Here is an 18345-nt window from a genome sequence, read left to right as displayed (position 1 = left end):
ATTATGAAAAAATACACAAGACAAAGATTAATTTTAGATATAATACAAAATAATGACGTGAAGACCCAAAGTCAATTGTCAGAGATGTTAAAAGATCACGGGGTCGATGCCACACAAGCGACTATATCCAGAGACATCAAGGAACTTAGGATATCTAAAGTTCAAACTGATGATTATGAGTACAAGTATACAGTTGTAGATACAGTCTATGATACACTTACAGAAAGAATGGAAAAGATTTTCAAAGAATCTGTATTATCTATTGAGAAAACTTCTGGCCTTATAGTTATTAAGACAATTTCATATTGTGCGACTGTATGCGGTGCCTATATAACAAATGAAAAGCTTGAGAATGTTGGTGGGATTGTTACTGGAATTGATACAATTTTTATAACTCCAACCTCTGAAGAAAAGATTGAATTATTAATAGAAGACTTGAGGAGTCTTATAAAATAATGCTTTTAGAGCTATTTATAGACAATTTTGTAATAATAAAAAGAAACCATATATATTTTGAAGAAGGTTTCAATGTACTAACAGGTGAGACAGGATCTGGTAAGAGCCTGATACTTCAAGCAATCAATCTTTGCTTGGGAGCAAGGGCGGATAAGGATAGCATTGGAAGATTTGCTGATAAGACAATAATCGAGGGAGTTTTTGAAGTTAACTCTGAGATTAAAGCAATACTTTGCGATATGGATGTATCTTTTGATGATAATAAGCTAATAATAACAAGAACTATTAGCAAAAAATCATCTAGTATAAGGGTGAATGGGAGGATTACAAATCTCAATAGTTTAAAGGATATTTCTCATATCTTAATGGATATCTACAAGCAGGGCGATAGTAATTCTTTTATGAACAGCGCAAATTATATTGATTTGATTGATAATTTTACTAATGATGCTGAAAGCAAAGATATTAGGGATAACTTAAGTAAACTATATAAACAGCGATTAGAATTATTAGATAAGTTTAATAAGCTAGATTTATCTGAAGAAGAAATTACTAGAGAAAGAGATTTGATCAACTATCAGATAAATGAAATTGAAGAAGTCGATATATTTAATCTGGATGAGGAAAGTCTAGATAGAGAGTATCAAAAGCTCAACAATATTTCATCTATCATGAACTCTTCCAATAAGATTAAAGAATATATCGATTCGAGCGAATTTGGTCAAGTATCTATGACAAGCTTAATAAACGAGTGTATTTCTGAGATTTCTTCTTATACTTCAGTTGACGAGAAGATTGAAGATATCTATAAGAGCCTTATCAATATATCAGAACTAATAAATGATGCTTATCAAGATATAGATTCATATGAATCTTCTCTAGAGCAAGATCCAGAGAGAATGTATGAATTGGATATGATCAATCAGACCCTCTTTAGTCTAAAGAGAAAGTATGGATCTACTATTGAAGACATTAAAGGCTACTATGATAATATTAAAGAAAGAATAAAAGAACTTAACGAGATTGAGGGATTGAGAACTACCATTGACAGAGATAGGTCTAAAATAAATAAGGACTTGTCAGATTATTCCTTACAATTAAGTGAAATCCGTAAGAATAAAAGTAAAATCCTTGAAGCAGAGATAAACAAAGCTATAAAAGAATTAGATATAAAAAATGGTAAATTTAAGATAGATATTGAAAGAAAGGAAAGTCTTGGATCAAATGGATTTGACGATATAGATTTTCTAATAAGTACGAATAAGGGAGATAGCTTAAAGCCTCTATCAAAAACTGCTTCTGGTGGAGAATTATCTAGAATTATGCTTGCCTTCAAGGAAGTATTCTCTGATGCCGACACAGTGGATACCTTGATATTTGATGAGATAGATACAGGAATCAGTGGTAGAACTGCTCAAGTTGTAGGCGAGAAAATCCTAGATTTATCAAAAAAGAGACAAATTATAGCAATTAGCCATTTGCCTCAAATTGCCTCTCTTGCTAATAACCATATTCTTATCAAGAAAGAAGATATCGAAGATTTTACTATAAGCAGAACAGAGAAACTATCTAATGGTGATCGTAGCTTAGAGATTGCTAGGATGATAAGTGGTGTAGATATAACGGCTACCAGCAAAAAATCTGCAGAAGAGATGTTACAAATGGCGGAGGATTTAAGAAATGAGTGAAGATAAATTTTATGAAAAATCTATAAAATCTGATACTATATATGATGGAAAGATTCTAAAACTCAGAGTGGATACAGTTGAGCTTGAAAATAAAAAGTATTCTAAAAGAGAAATTGTTGACCATCAAAAGGGTGTAGGAATCATAGCTTTCGATGATGAAGGTAAGTTGTGGATGGTAAAACAATACAGAAAAGCTATAGATAAAGTGACACTAGAAATTCCTGCAGGTCTAGTGGAAAGTAATGAGCTTCCAATTGAGACAGCTAAAAGAGAGCTTCAAGAAGAAATTGGATATTTTCCTGAAAATATCTCTTACCTATTCGACATGTACGCATCACCAGGATTTACAAATGATAAATTATCATTTTTTATAGCAAATGATTTGGTAAAATCTGAGCTAGAACAAGATGAAGATGAAAATGTCATGGCCTTTTCCTACTCTATCGATGATTTGTATAATATGATAGAAAATGGAGAGCTTACAGATGCAAAAAGCATTATAGCTGTTTTATATGCGAAGAAAATTATAAATGAGCGAGACTAGATTAAATATAGAACTAGAGGCCTTCACGGGCCCTTTTGATTTACTTCTAAAACTAATTGAGAAAAAGAAAATAGATATTTACGATATAGAACTTGAAGAGATTACGAATTCTTACCTAGAAGAAATTAATAAACTAAATGATGATATAGAAAATTTGTCTGAGTTTATTTATATAGCGTCTATTCTTTTGACTATTAAGGCCAATAAATTAATGCCTAAAGATAGGGATGATGACCTAGAAGAGGAATTTCTTTCTTATCTAATATATTACAAGAAAATAAAATCTGTTGAAGATGATTTCAAGCTTATGGAAGATGAGGCTAGAAAAATCTACAGCAAATATCAAGAAGACCTCAGTCAATTTGAAAGATATGAAGAAGTAAAGATCGATAAGGATATCAATATTCTGACTCAAGAGTTTAGAAAATTAATGGCTAATTTGGAGAAAAAATCAGAAAAATCCATAGTCAAAAGCATTAAGCAGGAAGATGTAAATGCTTATGTCGAAAAGATCAAAAAGACATTGAATTTCACGAAAAAATTGGATCTATCTTCTCTAACGGACAGGATTAAAAACAAAGCTGAGTGTATAGCTACATTCCTAGCCCTTCTAGAACTAGTCAAACTAAAGGAAATAAGCTTAGAGGCCAAGGGTCTAAATTCTTTTTTAGTTATAAAGAGGTAATATGGATAAGGAATATCTTAAAGGACTAATTGAAGAAATTTTATATATTTGGGCAGAGCCTATTGATTTGGAAGATCTTTCTGCTATAATTTTCGACTTTGCTAAGAAGGATATTAAGGTTGCCCTTGAAGAGTTGATAGAGGAAAGAAATTCAAAAAAGTCCGGCCTTATAATTAGACAATTCGATAAGTCTTTTCAATTCACCTCGAGAAGTTGCCATGACAAGTATTTTGAAAAGGTAATCAAAAAATCTGAAAAAAAGCTTTCAACTTCAACTTTAGAGACCCTATCAATTATTGCTTACAAACAGCCCATTACCAGAGCTGAAATTGATAAAATAAGGGGAGTGAACTCTCAATCGACCATAGATTCTTTGATAGCTAGGGGACTTATTGCAGAAAATGGAAGGCTTGATAAGATTGGCAAACCTATTATATATATCACTACAACAGAATTTCTAAAATACTTTAACATAAAAAGCCTAGAAGAATTGCCAGAAATCGACTTAGAGGGAGATAGCTATGAGGATTAATAAATATATAGCCAGTAGTGGATACACTTCAAGGAGAAAAGCCGATGATCTTGTAAAAAAAGGGAAAGTTAAGGTTAATGGCGAAACAACCCATGAGCTAGGCCTTGATATAAAAGACTCTGATGTAGTTGAAATTGACGGAAAGGTTCTGGAAATCGAAGAAAAAATCTATATCAAACTCTATAAACCAAGAGGCTATATTACGAGTAACTTCGACCCCTACAATGACCGTGACCTAAATGATTTAGTAAAATTAGATCAGAGATTTTTCGCTGCGGGAAGACTTGATAAAGATAGTGAGGGTCTATTAATTATTACAAATGATGGGATCTTTACTAATCAAATAATTCATCCTAGTAAGAAGCTTGATAAGACTTACATAGTAAGGGTGAGCCGATTATTAAATAAGGAAGAATGTCAACAATTCGAGTCAGGGATTGACATAGGAGATTCTGAAATGACTTCTGATTCTAGGATAGAACTCATTGATAAGACAAGTAAAACTTACAAAGTTACGATTCATCAAGGATATAACAGGCAGATTAGAAGGATGTTCGCCTACTTTTCAAGCGAGGTTAAGATGCTTAAAAGAATCAGCATAGGGCCTATTAAGCTTGATGGTATGAAGCCTTACGAGAAAAGAAACTTTGATCAGGCTGAGATGGATTTTGTAAGAAAAACTAGGGGATAGGGGTCTATCTCTTTTTTTATGGTAAAATTTATATATGAGAAAGATAGGGATAATAGGTGCAGGCCCTGCGGGAGTCTTTGCAGCTATAAATATAAAAAATGAAAATAACCAAGTCTACTTATTAGACAAAAACAATCAAATAGGTGAGAAGCTTAAAATTACAGGAAATGGAAGATGTAATGTAACAAACGCCAAGTATTACGATGAATTTTTGGAAAATATCATAAGGAATAAGAATTTCTTATACTCTGCATTTTCTAGATTTGACAACTTTTCCATGATTGATTTTTTGAATAAGGAAGGTATCGAAACAGTAATAGAAGAAGACGGTAAGGTATTTCCTAAATCTTCGAGATCTAGTGAAATTATTTGTCTGTTTGAACGTTTGATTAGAGAAAAAGGAATTAGATTTATCCCAAAGACTGAGGTTGAAAACATAGAAAAATCAGATTGTTTTTTGCTAGAAACATCTAGGGGAAAATATGAGTTTGATAGCCTAATTATTGCAACAGGCGGCCGAACTTATCTCAAAACAGGCTCAACAGGAGATGGATACACTTTTGCTAGAAGCTTTGGCCATAAGATAATAAATACAAAAGCCTCTCTTATGCCCCTTTATCTAGAGGATAGGATAAATGTAAAGGCCTTAAGTCTATCTGATAAGAAACTTTGTCTAAAAACGATGGAAAAAACTTATGAGATAAGAGGGGATATAATGCTTACCCCAAACTTCATTACAGGGCCAGCTGCCATTAAAATTCAAGCTCTGGCGGCAAGGGATCATTTGAAAATTTTATCAATAGATTTTCTTCCTGAATATACTTATGAGATGCTTGATAAAAAATTAATATCCATCTTTGAAGATAATAGTAGAAAGAATTTGTCAAATGTTTTAAATTTACTATTAAATGATCAGCTAGTATCAATCTTATTAGATAGATTAAAAATTAATAAAGACATGAAAGTAAGTGAAGTAAGTAGAGAAGATAGAAAGAGTATATTGGACTCAATAAAAGCTTTTGATTTAAAAATGAGTCAAAAAGAAAATTTCGACAATGCTGTAATAACTAGTGGAGGAGTTGATCTAAAAGAAATTAATCCTAAAACTATGGAATCAAAACTAGTTAAGGATTTATATTTTATAGGAGAAGTCCTGGATATTGACGCTCTAACAGGAGGTTTTAATTTACAGATTGCCTTCACTACAGCCTATGCAGCAAGTCTTGATATAAAGGAGAAGATATGACATATATAATCGCACTTGATGGACCAAGTGGCTCTGGCAAATCGACCATTGCCCAGAAATTATCTGATAGGTTAGGGATTGAATACCTAAACACCGGTTCTATGTATAGAGCAGTTACCAAATATTTCTTAGATAATGAAATAAAAGAAATAGACTTAGATAAAATTATTAAAAATTTAGAAAATATTCAAATTGATTTTAATGAGGGAGCTATTTTCCTTAACGGTGATGACGTTAGTAAGGAAATAAGAAGTGATATAGTGACTAAAAACGTATCCTGGGTTTCTGCTAATGAAGATGTTAGAAGAAAACTTGTAGATATGCAAAGACAAATTGCTCAAAATACTAGTTTTATTCTAGATGGTAGGGATATAGGTACGGTAGTTTTTCCTAATGCTAAGTACAAGTTTTTCCTAACAGCCAGTCCAAGGGTAAGGGCTATGAGAAGATTTGAACAAAACGAATCTAGCTTAAGTCTAGATGAATTAGAAAAATCTATCATAGCAAGAGACGAATATGATTCAAGTAGAGAAACTTCTCCCTTGAGAAAGGCAGAAGACGCTCATTTGATTGATAACTCTGACTTAAATATAGAAGAGACGATAGAAGCAATATTAAATATGATGGATGGTGAAGATGTTATATAATTTTTTAGTAGTGCTTTTAAAAATCATATGCTTTCCTATTTTTAGAATAAAGGTTAAGGGTCTTGAAAATATCGAAGAAACTGATAAAGTTATCGTATGCGCCAACCATAAGTCTTTGTTGGATCCGATATTTTTAGCAATAAGTTTACCTCAAAGAATCTATTTTATGGCGAAAAAAGAACTTTTTGATAAGCCTTTTGTAGGTGGATTTCTAAAAGCTCTTGGAGCCTTTCCAGTAGATAGATTTGGGCGTGACTTAAAAGCTTTGAGGGCTTCAGTAGCTTTGGTCAATGAAGGAAAGATTCTCGGAATTTTTCCTGAAGGAACTAGGGTTAAGGAAGTTAAGAGAGAAAATGTTAAAGATGGTGTGGCATTTGTCGCCTTAAAAGCTAAGGCAGATATTATGCCAGTAGAGATAATTTCTACTTACAAACCATTTAGGAAAAGTGAAATTTTGATAAAAAAACCTATAGCTGTTAGTGAATTCGCTTCTCTAAAGAACAAAGAAGCTATGAAGAAGATGACAGATAGGGTTTATGATAAAATCTATGAGCATCACACAATTGTGGAAAGTGAGAATCAATGGAAATAATTATTGCAAATTATTCAGGATTTTGCGGTGGTGTAAGAAGGTCTGTGGAGCTTGCCGAAGAAGCTATAAAGAATGAAGGCGAGCGCTACTGTGTAGGACCTTTGATACATAATCCGCAATTAGTCGAGAAATTAGAAAATGAAGGACTAGAAGTTGTTGATAAAAAAGAAGCTCTAAAGATAAAAGATTCTACAGTTCTTATAAGGGCGCACGGAGAAAGTGCCGACTTTAAAGAAAGACTTTTAGCAAACGGTAACGAAGTAGTGGATGCTACTTGTCCAGTACTAAACAATATATACAAAAAGATTATAGAAAAAGAAAATGATGGATACCAGGTGGTTATTGTTGGAGATAAAACGCATCCCGAAATAATTGCTATGGAATCTTTCCTAAACAATGGTATAATAGTTTCAGATGAGACTGAAGCAAAAAATATAAAATGTAATAACAAGCTTTATGTTGTTAGTCAAACTACAAATAGGCTTGATTATTTTTATGATATTGCTAACAAGTTAAAAGAAAATAATGATAGTGTAGTAATAGAAAACACAATATGTAAAGCAACTGAAAATAGGCAAGAAGCAGCCAAATCCTTAGCTAAGGAAGTTGATTGCATGATTGTAGCTGGTGGTTTTAATAGTTCTAATACAAATAAGCTATATCAAGTAGCTAATCTGTATTGTAAAAATGTTTTTAGGATTGAAACTGTTAAAGATCTACCTTTGCAAAAGCTCTCTAAATTTAAAAAAGTTGGTATAATCGCAGGTGCCTCTACACCTGATGAGATTATCGAGGAGGTAGTAAGTAGTATGGATGAATTCACAAAAGAAGAATTTATGAACAGTCTAGAGGATAGTTTAAAGAAGATTTACCCAAAGGAAATCGTAAAGGGTACAGTTATTGATGTTAAGGATGATGAAGTATTCGTTGACATTCAATTTAGAGCTGACGGAATTATCAAACTAGACGAAATGACAGAAGAAGAAGCAAAAGATCCAAAAAACAGTTTTAACGTAGGTGATGAGATTGACGTATTCGTTATCAAATTAGATGACGGTGAAGGCAATGTTTCACTTTCTACAAGAAGAGTTGAAGGTATGAAGGTATGGAAAGACCTAGCAGAAAAGGCTGAAAATGATGAGTTAGTTCACGGAGTAGTAAGTGGATTCAACAAGGGTGGTCTTACTGTTAATGTTGAAGGAATAAATGGATTTGTTCCAGCAAGCCAAATCGCAACATACTTTGTTAAAAACTTCAAGAAATTCGTTGGAGAAGAGTGGGATCTAAAAATCATCAGCATCGATGAAAGAAAAAATAGACTAGTTCTTTCTAGAAAAGAAGTAGTTGAAGATGAACTTGACGGACTATGGGAAGAACTTGAAGAAGGACAAGTAGTAACTGGAAAAGTTGCAAGGCTTACAGACTTCGGTGCTTTCGTTGAAGTAAATGGTCTTGATGGACTCCTACACGTATCAGACATCGCTTGGAGCAGAGTTGAACACCCATCTGATGTACTAAACGTTGGTGATGAAATCGAAGTTAAAATTCTAAAATTAAATCAAGAAAAGAACAGAATTTCTCTTGGACGTAAACAACTTCTAGAAAAACCATTTGAAGCATTCGTTAACCAACACGAAGTTGGTGATGTTGTAACTGGTAAGGTTGTTAACCTACTTGACTTTGGTGCTTTCGTTGAAGTAGCAGACGGAGTTGAAGGACTAGTTCACGTTTCAGAAATTTCATGGGAACATGTTGAAAAGCCATCTGATGAGCTTAACGTTGGTGATGAAATCGAAGTTAAGATCATAAGCATCGATACAGATGAAGAAAAAGTTGGCCTAAGCATTAAAGCTCTTAAGGAAGCTCCAGAAAGACCAGAAAGAAGAGCTAAGAGAGCTCCAAGAAACAATGATAGACCAAGAAGAAGACCAGAAAGAGATAATTCTGCTTCATTTGGTGATGACGATCTAAATAACAATTTAGGTAACCTACTAGAACAAGCATTATCTGAACAAGGTAGTGAAGGATTACTAGAAGGCGAAGACGAATAAATCTTAGAAGACTAAGAGGAGATGATTAAATCATCTCCTTTTTTCATGAATGGAGTAATATGAAAGTTAAAGAAAAATACAAAGATTATTTTAAGGGCAAAACATACAATATAACAACCTTTGGTTGTCAAATGAATGAGCACGATTCTGAAAGAATATCTTATATACTTGAAGATTTAGGATATACAAAGACAGAAGATAGGTCAAGTGCGGATTTTATTTTATTTAACACATGTCTAGTAAGAGAAAATGCTGAGCTGAAGCTTTACGGTCAAGTCTCTTCCCTTAAGAAACTAAAGAAAGAACATCCCGAAAAAATTATCGCCGTATCAGGTTGTATGATGCAAACATCAACCGCAAGAGAAGTAATTATCAAAGACCATAAGGAAGTAGATATTATCTTTGGTACAAAAAACATCAACTCCCTAGTAGACCTTATATTTAGATATCTAGAAACAAATGAGAGAGTCATAGATATTTCTACAGATGATGTAAAGGATGATTATGTAAATTATAATACCTTAAATGACTTCCAAGCCTTTGTAAATATTATGACAGGTTGCGACAATTTCTGCTCTTATTGTATAGTTCCTGAATCAAGGGGAAGGGAAGAGTCAAGAAGGCCTTCTGCAATTCTTGCTGAAGTAGAGCATCTTGTTGAGGAAGGATACAAGGAGATAACTCTGTTAGGACAAAATGTAAACTCCTACGGCAATAAGGCTGATTTTGATATGACCTTCCCAGAACTTTTGGAAAAAATTAGTCAGATTGAAGGTCTTAAGAGATTGAGATTTACTACAAGCCATCCCAAAGATTTATCAGATGAGTTAATAGAAGTCATAAAAAATAATGATAACATATGTAATTACTTCCACTTACCTTTACAATCAGGCTCAAGTAAGGTCCTAAAGGACATGAATAGAAAGTATGATCAGGAAAAATATATAGAAAGAGCGAAGAAGTTAAGGGAAGAAATTCCAGGGATTGCGATCTCTACAGATATTATTGTAGGTTACCCAACTGAAACTGAAGAGGATTTTAAGGAGACTCTAAAGGTATGTAGAGAAATAGAATTTGATTCAGCCTTCACCTTTAAGTATTCACCTAGACCAAAAACTAGGGCAGCAAAACTAACTCCAATAGACGATGAAATAGTTCAGGATAGGTTTGATAGACTATTAGATACGATTTATCCAATATTTAACGAGAAGAATAAAGAATATATAGGAAAAACCGTAGAAGTCCTTTTAGAATCAGAAAGTAAAAACAATCCTGATATCCTTACTGGTAGAACTGACACCTTTAAGTTAGTCCACGTTAAGGCTAGCAAAAAATTAATTGGAGAAATTGTAAAGGTTAAAATTACAGACAATACATCGTTTACAATTTCAGGAGAGCTTGTAGAATAGACAAAATTAGACAAAGTTTAATCGATTTGATATAAGCTTTGTCTTTATTTGAAAAAGATTTCCGAAAACTTGTATTTATCAATACTTTATAGAGATTATTCTTTATGCTTTTAAATGTCGAGTTCAAGTGATAAAATTAATATGTATCAAAAGAAAGAGGTTGTTATGAGAGATGTGACTGTTAAAGCGAAAGCAAAAATGGGAAAGCTACCCAGTGACGATCTCTATAATAAATTAATTCATGAGAGCAATTTGGAAAGAAAAATAGGATTGCTTAAAGAGCACTATGATTTTCTAAATAATGAGACTGGCAAAAAGGAAGTCGAATTAAAGTTATTTAGGAATTTCTATGATGAATTAAAAAGTTTAGATTTTTTTCTAGAAGGTATTGAAAGTGACTTCTTTAAGGAATATTTCAGTATTTATGAGATATACCTTATTCAAGAAGTAATACAATGTATACTCAACAATACTTTGGAGAAAAATATTTTAAATTTAAAGCAAAATCCGTTTTCCAAAGATTTAAAAATTGATGTAGGCATGACCTTAGAAGAATTTATTGAAGGGCTTAGAGATAGTAAGTATTACAGAACTCTCTTGCCCTTTATAAATGAAAACATGGACAATGAATCATTGATTTTTTTATCAAGTAATGCTTTGATGAAATTTTATTTTAGAAATCTTCTCAAATTAGCTAAGAAGTTTAAAGCAAAAGAGAGGGTCCTTATAGAAAATTTTGTGGGTGAGTTGATTAACTTGTCTAACCTAGAAATGCTTTATAGACTCAAGAAATTCTTCAATTTAAACAATAATGAAATATTTAATTATTTGATTGAGGGTGGTAAGGGCTATAACGCTGATAGGCTTAAGATGATTTCTAACTTATCCATGGATGATTTCTATGAATACCTTGATGGTACTAAGTATAAAAGTATTTTCGATAATGCGTGGGATTCACATATTAAAATCAGCAGGAGAAAGATGAAACTTTCAAGAGATGAAATAATCAAAGAGAGATCATCTATTCTATATGTAATATCTGCTATGAGCATTATCCACACCAATATCGAAAATTTAGTTAGTATGCTTGAGGTTGATGAGAGCTTTACTCTTTCTGAAAGATATGAACTAGTGATTGTGAGGTAATTATGGCAGTAGAAAAAATGCACCTTGTCAATATTACTTCTAGATTAAATAATCTCGATGATTTTCTAGAAGATATTATTGAATTAGGCGATATTGAACCAGTTGATGCCTTTAATCAAGTAGCATCAAGAGCTTTCTCAATTAAGGCTAGTAAAGAAAATGTTGAATTGACTGAAGATATATCAACTATATCGAGCTTTGAAAGGTCAGATAAGTCTATTATTGATAAGTTGAACTTATTAAAAGATTTATTTAAAATAGACTCTTCAGCTAGTGAAAATCCAAAGCATATTTCTGAAAGCGATATTGACAGTTTATACAACGACTTGAAGGCATTAATTGATAGGAAAAATAAATTAATCGAAGAAAAAAATATTCTCGAAGAGTATAAGGATAACTTAGAAGTCCTTAATAGGTATGGAATAGATATTAGAAAGATTAAAAATCTCAACTACTTTGATCATAGGTTTGGTGAAGTAAGCAAGGATGGTAGATATATTCTAAAGAATAACTATGACAACTTGCCTTCATTGATTCTCCACTTGGATGGTAGCCTTGATGATATTTCTTTGGGATATCTTGATGAACTTATAGCACTTGATAAGGAAACAAGTAAATTGAGAACTGATACAGATAATATAGTTTCTAATGAGAAAGCTAATACCTTTGATGTAATAGCTCAGCTTGATAAAAAATATTCATCCTTAACTAAGGATAAATCTGATGAAGTTTACTCAAATATCCTTTCAGAGGGTGAATTAAGGAAAAAAGAGATAGAAGATGAGTATAAGCAAATGAAAGATAAGCTTGACAGAATTTATGAGAATTATAGCGAAGATATAGTTTCTGATATTAGCTCATCTATTTTAGAAGAAGGGAACAAATAATTGGCAATTAAGAAGAAAAATAAAAATATTGACAGCAAAGAAAATTATTTGTTAGTTTATCCTAAACAGGTCAAAGAAGATATTAAAAGAGCTGTCAATACTATGGGTTTTATAGATAAAAAGACTCCAGAGTCTGATGATCTAGAAACTATCGATAGGAAATTAGAAGAAACTGACAAAGAAATAAAAGAACTAGAAGAGAAAATCGAAGCTATCAAGAATAAAAATGAGGATTTGATTGAAGATATTCCTCATACTATCGAATACTATGAAAAAAGTAGCGAAATAAAAGATAAGATGGCAAAAGGGGACAAGTACTTCTACCTTAGTGGCTGGGTTCCTAAATCAAAAGTCGATGACTTCAAAAATCTTGAAGAAAAATACGACAAAACTAAGGTAAATATAAACAATAGGAGTTATTCCTCGAAACCGCCGACCAAACTAAAAAACAATATTCTCTTTCGTCCTTTTGAGTTTTTGGTGAACATGTACGGTGCTCCAAACTATAACGAAATTGACCCGACACCATTTTTCGCTATAACATATTTATTGTTGTATGGAATGATGTTCGGTGATTTAGGACAAGGATTAGTATTTGTTTTATTAAGCTTCTATGTAGACAAGATAAACAAGACCTTTGGCGGCCTGGTAAGAAGAATAGGAATAAGTTCTTCTATATTTGGATTGATGTATGGTTCATTCTTTGGTATAGAGACTCTGATACCTACATTGTTGATCAAGCCTTTTGATAATATTATGACTGTACTAATAGCATCTGTAGCGTTCGGTGTAGTATTGATGGTCATATCTTATATCATAGGAATCTTCAACAAAGTCAAAAAACAAGATAATATAGAGGAAGGAATATTTGGAAAAGAAGGCCTAGCAGGTCTTATGATGATGATTTCTTTTATACTAATCATCCTTAATATAGTAGGAAAAAGCCCAATACCTATGCTGGTAGCTATAATAATTCTTGTGTTATCAATAGTTATGATAATATTTAAACAGCCACTAGCAAGAAGGATTGAGGGAGAATATCCGCTATATGACAGTTCCAAGGGTGACTATTATGTAGAAAGTTCATTCTCAATAGTAGAGGCCCTACTATCGGTATTCTCTAACTTAGTGTCTTTTACAAGAGTTGGAGCTTTCGCAATCAACCACGTAGGTTTGTATATGGCCTTTGAAGTCATGGCAAAACTTGCAGGTGGTGGAATAATTGGAATAATAATTTTGATATTAGGTAATGTTCTGATAATAGGTCTTGAAGGAATGATTGTATTCATCCAAGGACTAAGACTAGAATTTTACGAAATGTTTAGTAAGTACTATGAAGGAAATGGTCGTAAGTTTAGACCAATTACAGAAAAATAAGGAGTTAATATGATTTTTAAAATTGCTTTATTAGCATTAGCAGTTGTCGTAATGACAATTTATTCAGGTTTATATCTATTAAAAACAAACGAAGATAGTTCAAAGGCAAAGATTAGAAAAGCATTAAAGCTTAATCTTTCAACATTTGTACCAATTATGGTAATGATGATAGTTCTTCTTTTCCCATCAAGCTCAAAAGCAGCAGAAGCTGGCACAAGTGCAGCAGCAAGTGATGGTCTAAAATACATTGGTGCAGCACTCTCAACAGGTCTTGCAACAATTGGTACTGGTTATGCAGTAGGTACTGTAGGTTCAGCAGCACTTGGTGCTATTTCAGAAGATCAATCTATCCTTGGTAGAACAATCATCTTCGTAGGTCTTGCAGAAGGTATTGCTATCTTCGGTGTAATTATATCAATCCTAATCCTATACGCATAAAATGAAGGCAAAATTAATAAGTAACGATCCAAGCTTAAACCTTATGTTTAGGCTTGGGGGTATAGAAATAGAGCAGGTAGATAGAATCGAAGAAAGTCTTAGTAAATTTAAGACTTCTGTAAGTGATGATAATCTAGCTGTTCTTATCTTAAGTAGAACAATTTATAATAATATATCCAAGGATGTTGATTATTATAGAGAAAATAAAAGTGAGCCTTTAATCGTAGTTATTGATGGTTGATTGGAGGAAAAATGCTAGATCTAGAAGCAAAGATTTCATCCTTTAGAAAGATGGTATGGGATGAAGAAAAAGAAAAAAGTGAAAAAGAATTATATCAGTCAACAGAGGATAATTCAAAATTAGTTTCAGATAAAAAGGCGGAGCTAGAAAAGCACTTGGAAGAGAGTGTCAAGGATAGACAAATATTTGCTGAGACTAGAAAGAATGAGAATGTTTCTAAGAAAGAATTTGAATCTAAAAATGATATATTTCTTTATAGACAATCTCTATTGGAAGATTTGACAAAACGAATTAAAGAAAATCTTAGAGATTTTACTAATACTAAAGACTATAAAGACAAGCTAACTTCAAGTATAGATAAAGCTCTAGAAGACCTTGGCTTATCTAAGAAAGAAGTAATAATAAGTGTATTAGAAAAGGACAAGAAGCTTATAGACTTTCCTAATGTAGAAGTACTCGATGATGAGTATATTGGTGGTTTTATAATTTCAAATCTTGATAGAGATTTTAGATATAATTATACTTATTTGAATAGGCTTAAAGAGAAGAAATATGAAGTTGGTAAAAAACTAAATCAACTTCTTGAAAGTGAGAGTTTTAATGAATCCAAAAATTAAAACAATAAATGGTCCTGTTGTAATTGCGACAGATGCGAAAATCTTGACTGTTCGTGAGATGGTTTCAGTTGGTAAGCTAAAGCTTATAGGTGAAGTAATATCACTTGAGGGTGATCTTGCGACAATTCAGGTTTATGAAGATACATCAGGACTTAAAGTAAATGAAGATATAATTCCAACTGGTAGACCTCTTTCAGTAAGACTGGGCCCAGGTATGCTTGGAAACATGTTTGATGGTATCCAAAGACCCTTAAAAAATATAATGGATAAAAATGGATCCTTTATTCCTTCAGGAATAGGATTTGAAAATCTAGATACTGAGAAAAAATGGGATGTCAAACTTACTGTTAAGGTTGGAGATAAGATTAAAAGAGGCGACATCTACGCTACCATAAAAGAAACTGAAACTATCGAGCATAGACTTATGACTCAAGTTAGTGGTGAAGTTGTTGAAGTAGCAGAAGATGGTTTGTACACCCTTGAGGATACTGTAGTAAAGATTAAGACAGAAAAAAATGTGGTTGAGGAAAAACTATACCAATATTGGCCAGTTAGAAATCAAAGACCAGTTATGGCTAATATGCCAATAGAGAAGCTATTTGAGACAGGTCAAAGGGTCCTTGATGTTTTCTTCCCTCTTGCTAAGGGAGGTACTGTTGCAATTCCTGGTGGATTCGGTACAGGAAAGACCATGCTTCAACACCAGCTTGCCCAATATTCTGACGTAGATATAATAATTTATATTGGATGTGGAGAGCGTGGAAACGAGATGACCCAGGTTCTTGAGGAGTTCCCTGATCTTATAGATCCAAACACAGGTAAGGGACTTATGGAAAGGACTATCTTGATTGCTAACACTTCAAACATGCCGGTAGCAGCTAGGGAAGCATCTATCTATACTGGTATTACTATGGCTGAATACTTTAGAGACATGGGTTATGATGTAGCTCTTATGGCAGACTCATCATCAAGATGGGCAGAGGCCTTACGTGAAATATCAGGAAGACTTGAAGAAATCCCAGCCGAGGAAGGCTATCCTGCATATCTTGGATCAAGACTTTCACAATTTTATGAAAGAGCGGGATATTTCAAAAACTTAAACGGAAGCGAAGGTTCTGTTACTCTTATCGGGGCCGTATCTCCTTCAGGAGGAGACTTCTCAGAGCCTGTAACAGAAAATACTAGAAGATGTGTAAATGTATTTTTAGGACTTGATAGAAAGCTTGCTTATTCAAGACACTATCCAGCTATAAACTGGCTTTCTTCTTATTCTAATTATATTGAAAAAATCAGAGCCTACTATGAGGAAAGACTGGGTAAGGACATAATTGCTATAAGAAATGAATTGATGAATGTCCTTCTTGAAGAAGACGAAGTTAGATCTATCATGATGCTAGTTGGTGAAGATGCACTTTCTAATAGTCAAAAGAACATATTAGATGTTTCTGGTCTTATAAGAAATGGCTTCTTACAACAAAATGCTTACAATGATATTGATAAATATGTACCACTTGAAAAACAAGTCAAGATGCTCGACATTATTTATAATTATTATCAAAAGAGTAAAGCAGCTATTAGTGGTGGTCTTAGCCATAAGGCTATATATGATTCAAATCTAATTAACGAGATTACTCAAATGAAATATAATATAAAAAATGATGAGTTAGACAAGTTTATTGATCTTAATTCAAAGATAAACAATCATTTTGTAAGTGTGAAGGAAGGTTTATAGATGAGAAAAGAATATACTAAGATTAGAAAAATTGAATCATCTATGATTGAGATAGAAAAAGTTACAGATGTAGCCTACAAGGCAGTAGTTTCTGTTCACGCTTTGGGGATGGACTTTGTAGGTCAAGTTGTTAAAATTGATGATGACACTGTAACTATTGAAGTTTTTGGTAATACAGAAGAGTTTTCCTTAAATGATATAGTAGTAAGCTTTCATGAAAAGCCTTTAGAGATTCCTCTCGATGAATCAATACTTGGTAGGAGCTTTAACGGAATAGGAGAGCCAATTGATAATGGAGGAGATATCTACTCTGATGATAAATATTCAGTAGAGGGACTTCCCCTAAATCCTGTAGCACGTGAGTACCCAAGAGACTTCATCCAGACAGGAATATCTTCTATTGATACTCTAACAACCCTTATCCGTGGACAAAAGCTACCGATATTTTCTGGATCTGGTCTTTTACACAACGAGATTGCAGCTCAAATTGTAAGACAAGCTAAGCTTAAGACAGATGAGAACTTCTGCTTTGTTTTTGCTGCTATGGGGATTAAGAAAGACGAAGCCATGTTCTTCGAGGATGCCTTTAACAAGGCAGGTGTTCGTGATAAGGTTGTAATGTATCAAAACCTTGCGGATTCTCCAATAATGGAAAGACTTGTTGCTCCAAAATGTGCCCTAACAGCAGCTGAATATCTAGCCTACAAGAGGGGCTATCACGTACTAGTAATAGTTACGGATATGACATCTTATTCAGAAGCCCTACGTGAAGTTTCATCTATAAGGGGAGAGGTTCCTTCAAGGAAGGGCTATCCTGGATATCTTTACTCAGACCTTGCTTCTTTATACGAAAGGGCAGGAATGATTAGGGGAGTTAAGGGATCTGTAACTCTTATTCCAATACTTACCATGCCTAATGATGATATAACCCACCCTGTTGCCGACCTTACAGGCTATATAACAGAGGGACAAATTGTAATTGACAGGTCTCTTTCTAATAAGGGAATCTATCCTCCAATAAATGTACTTCCTTCCTTATCAAGACTTATGAAGGACGGTATAGGTGAAGGTTATACAAGGGCTGACCATGAAGACCTAATGAACCAACTTTATGAATCATATTCTAAAGTCCAAGATGTTAGAAATATTTCTCAAATTGTTGGTGAAGATGATTTGTCCGATGTTGATAAGAAATATTTACGTTTCGGAGATGAATTTGAAAGAAGATTCTTAGCCCAAGATAAGGACGAGAATAGAGAACTCGATGAATCTCTAGATTTAGGTTGGGAAATTCTTAAAATCCTTCCAAGAAATGAGCTTCATAGAGTTTCTAAAGAGAATCTAGATAAGTTTATAGGTGAATAGT

At 33.1% G+C, this 18345-nt stretch carries 19 protein-coding genes; all 19 read left to right on the top strand.

Going from position 1 to position 18345, the window contains the following annotated elements; translation table 11 throughout:
- The first annotated feature begins 3 nt into the window (after positions 1-3).
- The 19 genes from APRE_RS05250 to APRE_RS05160 all read left to right on the top strand — a co-directional run bounded on the left by APRE_RS05250 (position 4) and on the right by APRE_RS05160 (position 18344).
- Positions 4-456: an arginine repressor gene (locus APRE_RS05250; protein ID WP_015777959.1), complete on the top strand. Its 453-nt coding sequence runs from the start codon at positions 4-6 to the stop codon at positions 454-456.
- Positions 456-2144 (top strand): DNA repair protein RecN, encoded by a 1689-nt coding sequence (recN, locus tag APRE_RS05245; protein ID WP_015777958.1) that lies wholly within the window; start codon positions 456-458, stop codon positions 2142-2144. The genes APRE_RS05250 and recN overlap by 1 nt, the downstream gene beginning before the upstream one ends.
- Positions 2137-2688 (top strand): NUDIX hydrolase, encoded by a 552-nt coding sequence (locus tag APRE_RS05240; protein WP_015777957.1) that lies wholly within the window; start codon positions 2137-2139, stop codon positions 2686-2688. Before recN ends, APRE_RS05240 begins: the two co-directional genes overlap by 8 nt.
- Positions 2675-3373, top strand: coding sequence for a segregation and condensation protein A (locus tag APRE_RS05235; protein ID WP_015777956.1), 699 nt, complete (start codon positions 2675-2677; stop codon positions 3371-3373). The genes APRE_RS05240 and APRE_RS05235 overlap by 14 nt, the downstream gene beginning before the upstream one ends.
- 1 nt (position 3374) lies before the next feature.
- The gene (gene scpB / locus APRE_RS05230; protein ID WP_015777955.1) at positions 3375-3905 is read left to right on the top strand and encodes an SMC-Scp complex subunit ScpB; all 531 of its coding nucleotides are present in this window, start codon (positions 3375-3377) and stop codon (positions 3903-3905) included.
- Positions 3895-4596, top strand: a complete 702-nt coding sequence (locus APRE_RS05225) for a pseudouridine synthase (RefSeq protein WP_015777954.1) — start codon at positions 3895-3897, stop codon at positions 4594-4596. The genes scpB and APRE_RS05225 overlap by 11 nt, the downstream gene beginning before the upstream one ends.
- A gap of 34 nt (positions 4597-4630) precedes the next feature.
- Positions 4631-5842 carry a BaiN/RdsA family NAD(P)/FAD-dependent oxidoreductase gene (locus APRE_RS05220; protein ID WP_015777953.1) on the top strand — a complete coding sequence of 404 codons (1212 nt, stop codon included), beginning with the start codon at positions 4631-4633 and terminating at the stop codon, positions 5840-5842.
- Positions 5839-6489 carry a (d)CMP kinase gene (gene cmk / locus APRE_RS05215; protein ID WP_015777952.1) on the top strand — a complete coding sequence of 217 codons (651 nt, stop codon included), beginning with the start codon at positions 5839-5841 and terminating at the stop codon, positions 6487-6489. The genes APRE_RS05220 and cmk overlap by 4 nt, the downstream gene beginning before the upstream one ends.
- Entirely contained in the window at positions 6479-7081 is a 603-nt protein-coding gene (locus tag APRE_RS05210) for a lysophospholipid acyltransferase family protein (protein WP_015777951.1), read from the top strand. The genes cmk and APRE_RS05210 overlap by 11 nt, the downstream gene beginning before the upstream one ends.
- On the top strand, positions 7072-9132 hold the full coding sequence (locus APRE_RS05205; protein ID WP_015777950.1) for a bifunctional 4-hydroxy-3-methylbut-2-enyl diphosphate reductase/30S ribosomal protein S1: 2061 nt from the start codon (positions 7072-7074) through the stop codon (positions 9130-9132). The genes APRE_RS05210 and APRE_RS05205 overlap by 10 nt, the downstream gene beginning before the upstream one ends.
- Positions 9133-9191: 59 nt before the next feature.
- Positions 9192-10541 carry a tRNA (N6-isopentenyl adenosine(37)-C2)-methylthiotransferase MiaB gene (gene miaB / locus APRE_RS05200; protein ID WP_015777949.1) on the top strand — a complete coding sequence of 450 codons (1350 nt, stop codon included), beginning with the start codon at positions 9192-9194 and terminating at the stop codon, positions 10539-10541.
- 141 nt (positions 10542-10682) lie between these two features.
- Positions 10683-11687, top strand: a complete 1005-nt coding sequence (locus APRE_RS05195) for a V0D/AC39 family V-type ATPase subunit (protein WP_245941916.1) — start codon at positions 10683-10685, stop codon at positions 11685-11687.
- Between the two features lie 2 nt (positions 11688-11689).
- Entirely contained in the window at positions 11690-12574 is an 885-nt protein-coding gene (locus tag APRE_RS05190) for a V-type ATP synthase subunit I domain-containing protein (protein WP_015777947.1), read from the top strand.
- Positions 12575-13951: a V-type ATP synthase subunit I gene (locus APRE_RS05185; protein ID WP_015777946.1), complete on the top strand. Its 1377-nt coding sequence runs from the start codon at positions 12575-12577 to the stop codon at positions 13949-13951.
- Positions 13952-13960: 9 nt separating this feature from the next.
- Positions 13961-14389 (top strand): ATP synthase subunit C, encoded by a 429-nt coding sequence (locus APRE_RS05180; RefSeq protein ID WP_015777945.1) that lies wholly within the window; start codon positions 13961-13963, stop codon positions 14387-14389.
- Position 14390: 1 nt separating this feature from the next.
- The gene (locus tag APRE_RS05175; RefSeq protein ID WP_015777944.1) at positions 14391-14630 is read left to right on the top strand and encodes a V-type ATP synthase subunit F; all 240 of its coding nucleotides are present in this window, start codon (positions 14391-14393) and stop codon (positions 14628-14630) included.
- A gap of 11 nt (positions 14631-14641) precedes the next feature.
- The gene (locus APRE_RS05170) at positions 14642-15247 is read left to right on the top strand and encodes a V-type ATP synthase subunit E (protein ID WP_015777943.1); all 606 of its coding nucleotides are present in this window, start codon (positions 14642-14644) and stop codon (positions 15245-15247) included.
- The gene (locus APRE_RS05165; RefSeq protein ID WP_015777942.1) at positions 15231-16979 is read left to right on the top strand and encodes a V-type ATP synthase subunit A; all 1749 of its coding nucleotides are present in this window, start codon (positions 15231-15233) and stop codon (positions 16977-16979) included. Before APRE_RS05170 ends, APRE_RS05165 begins: the two co-directional genes overlap by 17 nt.
- Positions 16980-18344: a V-type ATP synthase subunit B gene (locus APRE_RS05160; RefSeq protein WP_015777941.1), complete on the top strand. Its 1365-nt coding sequence runs from the start codon at positions 16980-16982 to the stop codon at positions 18342-18344.
- The last annotated feature ends 1 nt before the right edge of the window (position 18345 follow it).

This window comes from Anaerococcus prevotii DSM 20548, assembly GCF_000024105.1.
Taxonomy (GTDB): domain Bacteria; phylum Bacillota; class Clostridia; order Tissierellales; family Peptoniphilaceae; genus Anaerococcus; species Anaerococcus prevotii.
This window is presented reverse-complemented; position numbering and strand designations above follow the sequence as displayed.

Bases quoted from the DNA above. Each gene is read 5' to 3' on its own strand.
- APRE_RS05240 (WP_015777957.1), top strand. From the start codon at position 2,137: ATGAGTGAAGATAAATTTTATGAAAAATCTATAAAATCTGATACTATA.
- scpB (WP_015777955.1), top strand. From the start codon at position 3,375: ATGGATAAGGAATATCTTAAAGGACTAATTGAAGAAATTTTATATATT.
- APRE_RS05175 (WP_015777944.1), top strand. From the start codon at position 14,391: ATGAAGGCAAAATTAATAAGTAACGATCCAAGCTTAAACCTTATGTTT.
- APRE_RS05190 (WP_015777947.1), top strand. From the start codon at position 11,690: ATGGCAGTAGAAAAAATGCACCTTGTCAATATTACTTCTAGATTAAAT.
- APRE_RS05225 (WP_015777954.1), top strand. From the start codon at position 3,895: ATGAGGATTAATAAATATATAGCCAGTAGTGGATACACTTCAAGGAGA.
- APRE_RS05250 (WP_015777959.1), top strand. From the start codon at position 4: ATGAAAAAATACACAAGACAAAGATTAATTTTAGATATAATACAAAAT.
- APRE_RS05170 (WP_015777943.1), top strand. From the start codon at position 14,642: ATGCTAGATCTAGAAGCAAAGATTTCATCCTTTAGAAAGATGGTATGG.
- recN (WP_015777958.1), top strand. From the start codon at position 456: ATGCTTTTAGAGCTATTTATAGACAATTTTGTAATAATAAAAAGAAAC.
- APRE_RS05205 (WP_015777950.1), top strand. From the start codon at position 7,072: ATGGAAATAATTATTGCAAATTATTCAGGATTTTGCGGTGGTGTAAGA.
- cmk (WP_015777952.1), top strand. From the start codon at position 5,839: ATGACATATATAATCGCACTTGATGGACCAAGTGGCTCTGGCAAATCG.
- APRE_RS05210 (WP_015777951.1), top strand. From the start codon at position 6,479: ATGTTATATAATTTTTTAGTAGTGCTTTTAAAAATCATATGCTTTCCT.
- miaB (WP_015777949.1), top strand. From the start codon at position 9,192: ATGAAAGTTAAAGAAAAATACAAAGATTATTTTAAGGGCAAAACATAC.
- APRE_RS05180 (WP_015777945.1), top strand. From the start codon at position 13,961: ATGATTTTTAAAATTGCTTTATTAGCATTAGCAGTTGTCGTAATGACA.
- APRE_RS05165 (WP_015777942.1), top strand. From the start codon at position 15,231: ATGAATCCAAAAATTAAAACAATAAATGGTCCTGTTGTAATTGCGACA.
- APRE_RS05160 (WP_015777941.1), top strand. From the start codon at position 16,980: ATGAGAAAAGAATATACTAAGATTAGAAAAATTGAATCATCTATGATT.
- APRE_RS05220 (WP_015777953.1), top strand. From the start codon at position 4,631: ATGAGAAAGATAGGGATAATAGGTGCAGGCCCTGCGGGAGTCTTTGCA.
- APRE_RS05195 (WP_245941916.1), top strand. From the start codon at position 10,683: ATGTATCAAAAGAAAGAGGTTGTTATGAGAGATGTGACTGTTAAAGCG.
- APRE_RS05235 (WP_015777956.1), top strand. From the start codon at position 2,675: ATGAGCGAGACTAGATTAAATATAGAACTAGAGGCCTTCACGGGCCCT.